Source organism: Candidatus Neomarinimicrobiota bacterium, from assembly GCA_021734025.1.
Classification (GTDB): Bacteria; Fidelibacterota; JAANXI01; order JAANXI01; family JAANXI01; genus JAANXI01.
This window is the reverse complement of sequence record JAIPJS010000005.1, coordinates 164,690-179,052: the sequence shown is the minus strand read 5'-3', so window position 1 is coordinate 179,052 and position 14,363 is coordinate 164,690. Positions and strand designations below refer to the sequence as shown.

Below are 14,363 nucleotides of genomic sequence, written 5' to 3'. Positions count from 1 at the left end.
TTTACAGCTCAAATCCTATGGCAAAGCGGTGGACAGAGGTCAGTCGTCCAAAGTCCGTATAAGCGTAATCGAAACGAAATTTTTCCATGCCGATCATGGGGATTTCCACTCCCGCGCCGAACGCCAGTCCACCTTCATCGGCATTCAGTTTATATCCGCCGCGGAGTGCCAGCATATCCATGAATTTATATTCCCCGCCGGCGACGAAATTTTCGGCGTTGTCCACGGGATGGTTTAGCTGAATTGATCCGGTCAGGACGTGGGCGCCGGTTTCGATTAAATTCATGGCGCTCCCGATGCGGAAGACTGTCGGCGGGGAAAATTCCGAATATTTGAATTCGCCGGTTCCGCCGGCGATGAGCGGCTTTTCATAGGTGCCCGCTGGCGCCACCTGCGGGCCGAAATTCGTCAGCGCCACGCTGAAGCGGAGCGACTTGAATCCGGTCCAGTAGAAGGTGCCAAGATCCAGCATCTGTCCGTCCATGATGAGGCCGGCCAGGTTTTCCTGTACATGTTTCAGCGTTACGCCGAAGGAAAACCGGTCGGTCATCCGCATTGCAAAAGATGCCCCCAGCACCATATCGCTGTAATTGAAATATTCACCGGTACCATGTGGATTGTAAACCGTCCGGACTTCCATGGGATCCATGTGGAGGAATCCGGCGCTGGCGCCGAGGTAAATGTTTCGGCCGACGGGCTGAACATAGCCTAAAAATTCGTAGTTGATATCAGCAGGCCAGGCGGTATGCGTTCCGATAAACTCCGCTCCACCGGTCTGGGCGATCCCGGCCGGATTCCAGTAGAGCGCCGAGGCGTCGTCCGCGATACCGACGAATGCTTCGCCCATGCCGGCTGCCCTGGCGCCGACACCAATCTTCAGAAACGGAAACGATGACGTGCCCGCCCGCTGGCCACCGAGCACCTGGAACAGGTTGCCCTGGGCGTAAGCGGTTCCGGAAAAAGACACCGTTATCACAAGGATTATGATTATGAGAGCACGCACTGTTTGCAGCGGACAGTCAGCCGTCATCCTGAGATTGTCGAAGGGTGAACGCCTGTTCTTTTCCTCACGACCATTCTCCTGATTGAATTTCCTCTGTTCAAATCCCATCAGAAGTCCACCTTCATGCCCAGTTTTGCGACGCGGCCTTCCCGGTAGCGGGAGGGATCAAAGTTGGGATTCGGTGCATTGGCCAGATAATACGGGATAGTCTCGCCAGGGTCGTACGGCTCACCGGTAAACGGGTTTATCCGCCGGGGAATCTTATAGTCGAAGATATTTTCGATTTCCAGCACCAGGAGCGAACGGAAGATACCATCGTACAGTGTTTTGGAGATTTTCACGTCCATGTTCCACCAGGACGGCGTAATAGCCGAGTACGGCTCGTCGCTGCGTCGGTCGCCGTCGTAATACCAGGTATCGCCCTGTTTGACAAGCGAGATGTTGGTATACGGCGTATAGCGACGCCCGGAATTGTATTCGATGCGGAAACTTGTGCGCCAGTCATTGGGCATGGGCAATCCCAAAAGATGAGGCCGGCGTTCCCGATCCATAGTAAAGTGTAGATTCGCAAAGAAACTGACGGGGCGATCCCAGCTGAGAAAGCTCTCGCCCAGCGGCTTTTCGTCCAGCCGCCCGGCGGTGACCAGCAGATTGTCATACGGCGTGGAGCTCTTTCCGGTCACCTGGGAATAGGAAAAGTTGGCGTCACCGGCGAAATAGCGACCAAACCGCTTTCGGAACACAATTTCGACACCACGCGCCCGGGCGTAATCCATGTTCAGGTACATCAGAAAACTCTGGTTCCCCTTGGCCGGGTCGAACAGCGTGATGCTGGCGGAAGTCTCGTAGTCGAACATATCCTTGTAGTACGATCTGAATTCCAGTACCGTATTTTCATCGAACTTATGCTTAATGCCCAGTTCATACGAAACGGTGGTCTTGGGACTCAGATTCGGATTCCCAAAGAGGGAATAGCTGTTTTCATCCCTGGTAAACAGGTTGGCATACACGTATTGATATGTAGGTAGCTGGGAGAAATGTCCGTAGTTGAAATAGAGAACATCATTGTCCGACACCGGATGGGAAATCCCCAACCGTGGACTGAGATGCGCCTTGCCCCGCCGGCCAAAAAATTCAAAAGTCTCCTCCTTGTAAGTCTGCTTGGCAAAATCGTTGATGGTTGGCGACAGGGAGGTCATGTCCGTGGTCATCAACTCGTCCACCTTTTCGCCGGGAAACCAGAAGTCGTACCGCATCCCGATGTTCACGATCATGCCGTCGAATACAATCTTGTCCTGGAGATAAAAGGCGCCGTCAAACGGTCGGACCCGGTAGATGTCGAAGGCGCGCCCGAACGGATTGTCGCCCCACCACGGCGTATCGATGTGAATCAGTTGCATGGTAGTGGCGCGCATATCGAAGCCGGTTTTGTAGGTGTGGCGCCCGCCGGTGGTATAGGTAAAGTCGAACTCGGCACTCAGGTTTTCGCTCCAGTAGTCGAACCAATCCGGCGGCATGCCCTGATCCCAGAACTCATCGCCGAATTCAACATTGATATTGCCATTGGCGTTGGCCTCGTACCGGATGGGCTCCAGATCCTGATGCTCGCGATATTCCGAGTAGTGTAATCCGCGGGCGGCCGAATGAAAGTCGGTAAAAAACCGGCCCAGACTCAGCTCGTAAAACGTCCGGGAGTTGAGAGTATGGGTCCAGCTCAGGTTATTGATGATATTTTCCCGGGTCATCGTGTTGTAGTTATCCAGAATATTCTCGTAATAGTATGGATAATAGGTGTTGGTATAGGTCTTGTTCATAAAGAAGCCCTGATTGATCTTCAGGGATCGATCATAGGAGTACGAGAGCGTCTGCTGTGCGTTTTTCTTCCAGGTCAGTTTGCCCAGCAGATGGTAGTCGTTCTCCTCCCGCCGGGCGAACGATTCCTGCCAGTCCCGTGCCGGATACAGTTCACTGGCATGAGGGAGGTAGGTATCGGACAGCCGGCCGTAGCCGCTGACGAAAAAATACCACTTACCGGGGAGTTCCAGTCCGATATTCTTCAGGATGTAATTGTTGAGGAGTTCCGGGCCGCCGATATTGAACTCCAGCCGGTCGGTATTGAAATCCCTGAACACTCCGGGCGCCCATTTATCCGTGATATAGGTGAAGCCACCGGTATAGCGATCGCTGCCGGCCTTCAGCTTGACGTCGATGACGCCGGACATCGCCTGGCCGTATTCTGCGTTAAATCCGCCGGTGATAACCTCCAGTTCCTCCACCGCCTCGGCGGTGATAAACACGTTGGAAGCATTCCCGGAAAGCGGATCCTTGATAGACATCCCGTCGATGACGTACAGACTTTCGTCCACCCGGCCGCCACGGATATGGATCTCGTTGTCCACCGAGGAGACCCCCACTTGCTGCTGGATCACGTTATCCACAGTATTGACGATCTGATTGTCGATGTCATCGCTGCCCATGCGGACGGTGGATGAAGTTTCGTCCACGTCGATCAGGGGCCTTTCACCGATAACTTCCACTTCCTGTCCTAATGCGAGGGAGGTTTGCTCCAGTTCGAAATTCAATGTGACCCGTTCGCCGGCCGTCACGTTTACGCCGGTCTTCAGAATCCGCTTGTACCCGATCATACTCACCTGGAGCTCATAGTTTCCGGGTGAGATATTCAGGATCTGGTACTGACCCTTTTCATCGGTGGCCGCACCGTAGTAGGTTCCCCGGACAATGATATTTACGCCGGGTAGCGGATCGCCGGTTTTGGCATCCGTCACCTGCCCGGTAATCCGGCCGCCCTGCTGTGCCTGCGTAAAGCTGGCAAACAGTAACAGCACCCCAGCGATGAGTGTGAGTCGTTTCATAGGGTTATTGTTCGAATTCTGTGTTCAGGTAATAGTCCAGCATGTCGGGGACATTATCCTTACCATTTAGCTTGTGTAATGGGACTGATAAGAAGAGTAGCTTTCCCCCTTCAGCGCCTCCAATTTTATCAAGATATCCAACGGAGGGTTTTCCCACCCAAGCCGGATCACCTTCCTGGTTCAATTGATAGTGCACCTTGTTTGAATCTCCGGGCACCAGAGATTTCATTCGCTTCCCGATAACGCTTGGATTTGTAAGGGTGAGGTTAGAATCTACTTTCGACACAACTTCTTCCCCGCCTCTAAACCGCCCCTCCGGATTCACGGTAAACATAGTATCCACATGCACGAATACGGCCGAAGTGTCGATCTCAATGGCTGTTAAAATCATATTCCCGCCACCGGCCAGGTACTTGTTGATCCCCAGAGCGGCGTCCGGATAATGGGGGGCTCCGGAGTACTGGTACCAGATAATTTTGTCAAAATAACTCAGCGTTGCCTCTATATCTTCCTGGGCATACGGCAATTTGTTTTCCGGGTGCCAAAGGTTAGAGCCGATACGCCAGATGGAATAGCCGTCTTCCCCGTACAGCTGGTTCAGCCAATCCCGGTACTGGAGTTCCACGTCGCCCTCACCCAGGTCGCCAACGCCACCCAAGGGATAGTCGTTCACGAGACAGACTCCCCCAACAGGCCCCTTCACCAGCCAGGCGCCCGGCTGACTGTCCGAACCTGGATCCGGAAACTGAATAGTATCGCTGTAAGCCCCGGCAATATCCCGAATGCGGAGAAAGAATGTGTGTAATCCCGGCTCAATATCGCGCAGAGTTACCCGATCAGCGTCGGCCTCAAGCGATTGCCAGGTAATCGTATCCGGGAGACTGGTGTCCGCCAGAACTTCGTCTGCAAGGTAATATTCTACACCAACAATTGTCTCGCTGCCGTCCGGATCGATAGCTGACCAGAGAAACGTCCGGGTCGGAAAGGTCTTGGTGGTATCCGAAGAACTACCGCTGGGGTTACTGTTCAGCACAAATTCGGCCACAGGTGGCGAGTTGAAGACCGGGAAAGTCAGTTTGGCGGGAGAAGTATCTACCGCCCCGCTGTCATCCACGGCCCGCACCTGGAATTCAAACTGGTCGAATGCACTCCGAATCGGCAGATAGAACGTATCGTATTCCGCCGAGTCCAGCGTCCACTGGGACTCGTAATTCCACTTGTACTCGTAGGCCACCACTTCACCGTCCGGATCGTCGCCCCACCAGTGAATCACCTTCTTGCTTTCCGTGGTGTCCGGGACAAACTCCAGGTAGTCGCTTCCCGTTTGTCTGTCATAGACATAGGTAGTGTCGAAACCGACGAATGTACTGTCATCCGCAAACACGCTGTCGAGCCGTACACTCCCCCACAGACTGTCCGGCAAAAAGATATGCGTTTCCGGCGGCTGGTTACCCACACGCTCGTTGTCCAACGGCTGCTCCAGCGGATTCCGGAGCTCGCAGGCGGCGAACACCAAGACTATCCCCAGGAGGAGGGGCAGGACGATCTGGTATCTGAGTATTTTCATTCGTCTGTTCGGATGCAGCCGTGGATTCCTGATGGAATCCACGGCATTTCCGGTAATCAGTTTATCGGAGCAGCGTCATTTTTTTGGCTTTGATGAAGTCACCGGCATGAATCCGGTAAATATAGACACCAGATCCGACGGTGCGTCCGTTCTTATCCGTACCGTCCCAGTTCAGTGTGTGATATCCGGCTTCCATGGTCTGGTTTCTGACCAGCGCCCTGACCATCTGACCGCGAATATTGTAAATCGCGATAGTCACCGGCCCCTGATCCGCCAGTGAGAACTGGATATTGGTGGTCGGATTGAATGGATTCGGATAGTTCTGCGAGAGGCTGTAAGCGAATGGCTGCGTTCTGTCCGGCTCAACACTGGTGGCAACTCCGTGGTCATCCGTATCGCGCAACTCGATCTTGAACGACCCAAAACTGTAAGTCCAGATTCCGGTGACATATTCGATACCACCACCGACACCGAGACTCGCGAACCATGACGAATCCGACGTGGTATAGACGATATCATCATCAATCAGGATTTCACCGCCGGAGGCATCGGTCACCGACCAGTCGTACTGGTTCAGAGCCGTAACCTCGATGTCGTTCACCCGGACCAGCATTCCTTCATACTTTTCAGGTTCCGCCTCGAGATCCGCCGCAGTCATCACCATGGGTTCAATCCCGTCACCGGTATCACCAACCTGAACGCTGTCGGCCAGAATTACGGTAAGGCCGTCCCATTTGAAATGGAAATCGGCGTTGTAGTCTGTGGCTGTACCAAAGACGGTCACGGTCTGGTCGCGTGTTAATGTTTCATTCAGGTCAAAGACAAACAGGCCGCCCCATTCGGTGGCGCCAGATTCCTGGATTACATACGCTTCAAAGTTGCTGTTAAACAGTGTATCTGCTGTCACGACACCGCTTACAGAAACCTCTACGCCTTCATACGGGGTCTGCGCCAATTCCCAGGGCGTGTACTGTATATCGGAGATTGTTAACTGACTCGCCACCGTGTAGGAAAAGTTTAGCTTTGTGGTATCCGCCGGCAGCGTCGAACTCGTTCCATTATCATCTTCTGCCATCAGGAAGTAATCGACCCGGTCACCATTATTGTAGAAGGGTATATTTCCGGTATATGTGATACCCTCGTCCAATTGCATATCAGTAGAATTGTAGGCACCGCCATTAACTCGGTGAAAGAGCTTTGCCGAAGTCACCGCAGAGTTATCGGCGAAATCCGCAGAGATGGTTACCACGTCATCCGAAGTGGGCGCTCCCGGCGTTCGGGCATAGTTCCGGATGTTCGGCGGCCCCTCACCGATCACGACATCTTTTTCGTACAGCGGTTCCACTTTGTACGTGGAGGAATCGGCGTAATAGCCGAAATGGTGATAGACCCATCCGGTGATAGAATCCACTACCGTTCCAAGCGGAGGCCGATTAAAATTCGACAGACTATCGGAATCGTTACCGATACGGACTTCGCCGGATCCGTCATCCACACCCCATTCGCCAAAATTGTAATCGTTCTCGGTGATGATAACGTCTTTCAACTTCACAAACACCGTACCCCACTGTTCAGCGGTGGTAGGCCAGCGTAAATCACCGGTCTGGACTTCAGACGGTTCCGGGACCGGGTTCTCCTCAGAGGTGATATTTACCTCTCCGGTCACCCAAAATTCTGTCATATTCGATTCGTCGGTGGAGTACTCTCCAACATAACCTATAGTTGAAACCTCATCGCCTTCGTAGAGAACTGGAAAGGTAGTGGAATCAGGACTATAAAGTAAAATTCCGCTCCACGGACCACCATGATGATCCTGCATTATGAATTTCACCCCGGCTCCCGCATAGCTCAAACCGGTCGGCATTGTAACAATCCCCTTTATCTTGAAGGGCTCTGCATTCGGTAATGGCGAATCATCGTAGTTGTAATAATAGGTGTAATCGAGCGTATCGTCGTTCTCCACGTGGCCGATACGTGCCAGATCGCTGCCGCGGACCTGTTGCAGCCGCTGAATCCGCGTGTATTCGCTCACCGGCACCACGTCACTGGCGAGCCGGGGTTCGATTTTGGTATCATTAAATGAATAGTTCAGCGGACCGATCACATACTCCACGCTGTCGTATTCCGACGGCCAGAAATAGTAATCCGCATTATCGTTCACCCGGACTTCGCCGGAGCCGTCATCGATTCCCCATTCGCCGTTGCCGAGATCTGCGTTGGAAATGGCGGCTTTCTCAACTTTTATCAGCACGCCCTCATAAGCTTCAGCCATAGCGCCGTCAGTGGCGATTTCCCCGGAGGTCACTGTAATCGGGGGGACATCGCCTGCCCACATGGAGTCGATGGTGACGCTGGAGGCTTCGATTTGGGTCATGCCGAAGTATTCGGATACGGTACCGGTCACGGTGACGGAATCTCCCTGTCCGACCTGGAAGGCAGAATCAGCATCGCTGCCAATATGCACCAGGATCCCGCTCCAGGCGCCAACCGAATCCTGCAGAAAAAATTCGCTCCCGTAAGCATACGATTCACCGGTGACGATTCCAGAAACGGTCACTTCCTGGTCAACCAGCGGTGAATCACCGCCATCTTCGGTATACTGAATATCATAAATACGTGTAATGTCCTGACCGAAGCCCATACTTGCAGTCAGAAATGCTAGAGATAAAATCACAGTTAACAGTTTTTTCATTTGAGTCTCCTGTGCCCTGATTTAATCGTTCTGTTCATTTTATGACCAGGAATTTTCCGATTTTCGTGTGCCCGGTTTCCTTGTTTTCCACGGTGTACATGTACATTCCTGACGCAATTGCCTGGTCGTGCATGCTGATGAGGTCCCACGCGTGTTCTCCGCCGGAAAACTTACTGTTCTCCCCGGTCTGGATCCCCTGGACATCGGCAGCATGATATGTATTTGCATCATGTTCGATAATGTCCACCAGGTCACCGGCCAGTGTGTAAATGCGGATAGTGCAGCGTTCCGGCAGATACATAAACCAGATGAGTCGCTCCCGCTCCCCGAATCCGTCCCACGATGCGCGTGCCCGGTACGGATTGGGATAGACTCCAACCCGGTTATCTTCGGTCGGCCTGACGCCGGGGACGGCAAAGACGCGATTTTCGTTGATGCTGCTCTCGAGGCTCGCCAGGTTCAGCTGCTCATCGCCGCGATCATACGAGGTGATGGCATACAGATTCTTGTCCGTCCAGCCATTCTTCAGGCCGGTATTCATCCAGCGATACTGATACTTGACGCCGTCGATGGTGGTATCCGACGGCGCACCATTACTATCATAGATCCGAACGTCGTCCAGTCCGGTATCAAACCCGATATCATTGCGTAAATCGTATTCCTTTAAAAGAGTATAACTTCCGGTGCCGCTCTGTGTTTTCCGGGCGCCGTAAATCCGGAAGCCCTCGAAGTCGGCTTCACGGCTCACCGGATCCAGGGCTGAGAGTGGAGTATCGTTCCAGTAGAGTGTTACCTTGCGATCGCCAGGTACAACGGCAAGTCGCGGTGAGGGAGGCGGCGCCGGCAGGATATACCGATCGATTTTCCCATTGGAGAATATGGCGTCTTCACCGGCATCCAGTTCACCGTTGCCGTTCGTATCTTCGCCATTATATGCCTTCAGCGCCCAGCCGGCGTTCGTCCGGAGATTCGTGCGGCGGGACGGCATATCGTTCAGCGATTTGTTTCCCCAGAATCCGGCGACAATAGCAAACACCACATTCACCGAATCGCCCGGCTCCAGCACGTAGGTCGTATCTCCCTGGGAATTCACCAGGGGATGCCCGAACGGGCCGCCGGAGAGCATCATAATCCAGCTGTCCTGCTCTGACGGAAACTGATTATAAGAACTGTTGCCGTTATCGTAATAGAGTTCGCTGTCTCCGCTGGGCTGGACGTTGACCTGCATCAGGTTATATCGTTCCTCATCATTCTGTGGCATGGTGTAGTCGGGATAATCCGTATTCTGCGTTGAGGTCCAGACCCACTGGCGATAGTAACTGTTCCAGACATCTCTGGGTACGTCCGAACCGAGTACCTTCATCCCGATGTAGCTCTCGGCCCAGCCGTTGTCACCGTCGGCATCGTATTGATACGCAATGTCCAGCGGATACCCGTTATCGTCCGGAGAATTATCAAATCCATCCAGGTTATCGTACCAGGTAAAGCCGCCGCCCGGTTCGTAGATGTTGGTATAATTCATATTGCCAACGGAGCAGTCCATCCAGATGCTGGCGTAGATGTTCTTGATGTCATGTCCGCCGGAAACAATCTGTTCCGAGACGTTTTTGATTGTGTAATTCAGGATGACAAAGGAATTGGCGAAGGTATAGTTCCAGTTATACGCCTCCATATGCACCTGGATGCCCAGGGGAGTATGGGTATCTCCGAGGCCATCGGTGCTGACGTCATCAAAGTCGGTAACGAAGTCTTCGTGAGAAACCGCATCCGTATTGAAATATTGATCCGTCCGGATACTGGATCGAATTGCGATGGAATCGCCCGGCTGCCCTGTGGGCTTAAACTCGAATCCCTCTTCTCCGTAGTCGAAAACCCCGTCGACAATGGAAGTGGATACGCGACTTTCATTTCCGATCTGACCGCCGATCCAGAGCCCGGAGTAGGAGAAATGGGAAACCTGCTTTTTCGCCTGGGGGCTGTATTGCTGATACAGTGCCGACGGCTGATTCGGGTTGGTCCAGCCCTCACCCAGGATACCAAAATTCGTGACCGTCATCCCGAATTCTGCTGCAGTAGTCCAGTTGTTATAGTCATTGGCCGGCCGGTCTGCAGCAAACCGGTACATATCTGAAGGTTGATGTTGTCTGGCGAGCTGGCTAAACAAAAGACAGGGAAAGAGTAAGATGAAAAACAGGGGGGATGTATATTTATTCACTACTGCTCGATTAGTCCTCGGGTTTCAAATGTCAGAAACAGAACCTAATACAATCCAAAACCCAAAGCAAGATTCCGGTCGAATTTTTTCGTAAAAAGATTGTAAAACAGGGAAGTGAATTTTGTGATCCCTCACAGAGCACTTTCGGCGTCGGTGACGGTCTTTCCTCTAGTATATTGTCGGTGACACCGCCACGGCGGAAAACACCGACAGAAGTCCCATCTGCCATTCCGAGCGAACGAATTGAGTCTCCCGGCATCAACTCCTTCCGGAGAAGAAACCCCATGAAGGAACCTCCGGAGTATGGACAACGAGATCCCTCCCCGAAGGGATCCCCCTGGGACGACTCTCCCGCCACGGCGGAGTCGCTCAGGATGACTGGCCTGCTATTTTTACTTTCAAATGGAGCCCCCGGGTTTACACACGTGGTTTTCTGGTTGGCAAAATAAAACAGGGCAGCGGAAATCCGCTGCCCTGTAATTGTGTTACACCTCAATGTAAACGAGAAAGAGGTTATTTCATGAAGACCATCTTCCGCGTCAGGTTGAACTCGCCTGCCTTGATGTGATAGAAATACACACCGGAGGAAATCTTCACGCCATTATTGTTGATACCGTCCCACTGCACGGTATAATAACCCGCTTCCTTCTGCTCGTTGACCAGGGTACGTACCTGCTGGCCGAGCATGTTGTACACCACCAGCCGGACGTTGGCCTGCTCCGGCAGCTGGTACTTAATGGTCGTCGTCGGGTTGAACGGATTCGGATAGTTCTGCTCCAGATCGAAGACCATGGGCAGACCATTTTCGTTTCCGATTCCGACGGCTTCCTTCTCGATGATGTCTTCCGGGAAGCGCGGCAAAATCTGGAAACCGGCCAGCGGATCATCGAACGAGAACTGTCCCACGATCCCGATGAGATCGATCAGCGTGGAATCCGGCGCTTGCATTTCGTCCAGCGTCAGATCGCTGTCAATCCGCATGGTTAGCGTATCGGATTCCGTGGTGACATCCAGGCTGGCGCTGCTGCCGGCTGTCGGCCAATCGAGCGCCGCATCCTCGATGTGTACATCGTTCACGCGGACTAACTGACCTTCGAGGGTCTGACCGATGTCGCCGAGGGTCACAACCTTGGGCTCGGGAACGGCGCCTGTACCGAGTTTTCTGCCATCCCATACCTCAATCTCATCCTTGTAATTGTCGTCAGTCAATTCACCGGAAATCATAAGGGAATCACCAAGAGCAAACAGGGTATCCTCAAAGGAGAACCCGAAGATTCCGCCAGTGCCATCATATAAGGCCTGATCCCACTCTTCATCACCGCCAAAGTCCGGTGAAATGACCGTACCGGTAATCACAAACAGTTGACCCGAATTATCCGGTACGCCGTTATCGTCAGCATCCACCATCATATTTTTGATGGTCCAGATACCCGTGTTAATCGGGATATCGAGGTTTAGCTCTTTACCGCTGGTATCGGACACGCCGGTAACACTTAGCGTGTCATGGGTTCCGGATGCCGGTGGAACGATGCCGAGGGAGACAACGTTGCTGTCCAGAGATACCGTTTCTACTGTGGCACCACTGTCGAACGAGTAATTCGCCGTATTCTCTGCGCTCGTCTGATCCAGCACACCGGTGAACTCGAGGATGACTTCATTATCAAACGCCGAATACGCCTCAGACAGCAGCACGTTGGATTCCAGGTATTCGAAGTCGCTATGGAAGCGAGGCCTGATCTGGTAATCGTAATATTGGCCCGCAACTCCCGTGATAGTGAATTTGCCAGTAGGCGGCGCTGCCGTTAGAGCCTCTGTATCACCATCGATATGCATAACGAGTGTATCAGTACCGTCTGTAATATGGAGATTCTTATAACCACTTTCCGGCCATTCTGACGGCTCCTCTACCATCGTCACCCTTTCGATACGAATCACCTGGTTTTCGTATCCTTCTCCCATTTCACCGATCGTAATAACCTGGGTATCCGGGAGGGATGCATTGGATCCGAGCACCGTTACAAATTCATTCTCCACAGGCATTAACTGGTTATTTCCGTTGTATTGATTGACTTCACCAACCACCTGTACAGAATCCCTGTAATTCAGATTAACACCAAGCGTATCCCATTGAAATAATGTGATCCCGCCTGTGGTATCCTGCATAACGTATTCATCGTTTGAACCCTGAAAATCCGTGGAGACAATAATACCCTGAGCCCGGAATATTTCACCAAAATGATCGGGAAATTCCGGATCTTCTGTTTGAGCTGTGACATCACTCAGATTCCACAGACCGAGATTGACTCCTACCTTTGCAGCCTCCATTGCCACGCCGGCGGTGTCCTTTACATTGGCTACTGCCAGAGAATCGGTAAATCCGGCGCCCTGGCTACCGGTAATAAGTTCAACCGTCACACTATCGACAAAATACACTGTATCGATAGCGAGGCCGCTGTCAAGGGCGTAATTTGCCGTATCGATCGCTGATGTTGTATCTAACAGCGCTGTAAACCGAATCCCCACTGAGGTATCGGACAAGGATACAGCACCTTCGATCTTCGGAGCGAGCGGGTAAAATTTTTCAATATCGTTATCATCGCGGGGTTCGAGTTTGTATGAGCCGTACGTATAATCGACAATACCTTTGATATAAAGCGAATCACCCGCCATCGGTGAGTACGTGTAACTTCCGGCATCATCGACAATGCCATTTCCTGTAGCGTCGGTCACCTGAAATTCACCACTTCCAAGACTTGGATCTGTCACGGCGACTTTCCCAAGATCAACAAAGACGCCTTCCAGGGATTCGTTAGTATCCATATCAGCCACAGTAGTTTCATACGCTGCAGGAAGATCAACGTTGTTGGCAAGGACCACAGCCTGCAATACATCTTCGATCTCGGTTTTATTGTAATATTCGGTCACCGTACCGGTAATCATGACGGAATCGCCCCGGACAAGATCGTTTGCCCAGGTGTAGACATTCACACCGTTCCAGGGTCCGGGAGCGTCCTGTACAAACTGACTGCTGCCGAAACTGGCGTCGCCCCCGGTAACAATCGCAGCTACTGTAACCGTTTCACCGTACAGTGCCGAGTAATCGCTGCCGGAGCCTGTAGTATCCTGGATGGTTGCGATGGAGGTAATGCCGGCGTAGAAAGCCACGCTGTCAGGTGCGGACATGGTATTGCCGTTAGCGTCTTCCAGGTTATTGACAATCAGAGTATCTTTCCCGTCGATGGTTCCACCTTCATACGTGAGATAGACGATACTGGAATCGCCGGCTTCAAACACCGCACTTTTTATACCTTCCCCTTCCGAAGCAAGGCTGTAATTCGCCGTCGATTCACCAGTCGCCAGTGTCACCGGTTCTGACAATTCGATGCGGATATACTGATCGCTGGTCGCAGGGTTATTTCCCCAGGAAAACGCATTTGTCACTGCAGGCGGATCCGAATCTACTACCGGATGGACGCCCGGGGTGGCATCGGCAACATCGCCTGCCATGATAGTCCACTCGGATGCGGTCCACACAGTATTACCGGTGACGATGTCGGCGTTCCGGTAAGCGATAGCGTCCTCATATTCCCACGCTTCTCCTGTTCCATCTGTTCCTACCTCTCCATAGATATCAATAACTGCGCTACCATCAAAGAGCTCATACGTATCATCACCGTTCCCCGAAATAGCACTTCCATCCGTATCGGGATACTTTCCAAAATTAGTGTTAAAATCAGTTGAATCGCTTGCAATTACATAGGTTGCTTTTGCTGCAAGTGATCCGGACAATTCAACAACCCCAGAATCCGTGTGGGCGTTCACATATCGCCGAATAGTCCATCCAGTAAGATCAACTGACGCATCGCCAGCATTGTAAATTTCTACAAACCGTGCCTGGTATACATCACCAGGATCGGCGACTTCGCTGATAATCACATCAGCGTGCAGCTGGGATAGCCCAAATAGCAACAAGACTCCCAGTGCGCTATACTGTAACAGTCGTTTCATGTGTC

At 52.4% G+C, this 14,363-nt stretch carries 6 protein-coding genes; all 6 read right to left on the bottom strand.

The annotated features are described in order from the left end of the window. Window position 1: 1 nt before the first annotated feature. The 6 genes from K9N57_08095 to K9N57_08070 all read right to left on the bottom strand — a co-directional run bounded on the left by K9N57_08095 (window position 2) and on the right by K9N57_08070 (window position 14,358). Window positions 2–1,111, bottom strand: a complete 1,110-nt coding sequence (locus tag K9N57_08095) for a PorV/PorQ family protein (GenBank protein ID MCF7804136.1) — start codon at window positions 1,109–1,111, stop codon at window positions 2–4. Continuing rightward, entirely contained in the window at window positions 1,111–3,876 is a 2,766-nt protein-coding gene (locus K9N57_08090) for a TonB-dependent receptor (protein ID MCF7804135.1), read from the bottom strand. Before K9N57_08090 ends, K9N57_08095 begins: the two co-directional genes overlap by 1 nt. A gap of 4 nt (window positions 3,877–3,880) precedes the next feature. After that, window positions 3,881–5,443, bottom strand: a complete 1,563-nt coding sequence (locus K9N57_08085; protein ID MCF7804134.1) for a hypothetical protein — start codon at window positions 5,441–5,443, stop codon at window positions 3,881–3,883. Window positions 5,444–5,504: 61 nt separating this feature from the next. After that, window positions 5,505–8,135: a T9SS type A sorting domain-containing protein gene (locus K9N57_08080; protein ID MCF7804133.1), complete on the bottom strand. Its 2,631-nt coding sequence runs from the start codon at window positions 8,133–8,135 to the stop codon at window positions 5,505–5,507. Between the two features lie 34 nt (window positions 8,136–8,169). Continuing rightward, the gene (locus K9N57_08075; GenBank protein MCF7804132.1) at window positions 8,170–10,350 is read right to left on the bottom strand and encodes a hypothetical protein; all 2,181 of its coding nucleotides are present in this window, start codon (window positions 10,348–10,350) and stop codon (window positions 8,170–8,172) included. 513 nt (window positions 10,351–10,863) lie between these two features. Continuing rightward, window positions 10,864–14,358 (bottom strand): lamin tail domain-containing protein, encoded by a 3,495-nt coding sequence (locus tag K9N57_08070; protein ID MCF7804131.1) that lies wholly within the window; start codon window positions 14,356–14,358, stop codon window positions 10,864–10,866. Window positions 14,359–14,363: the final 5 nt, after the last annotated feature.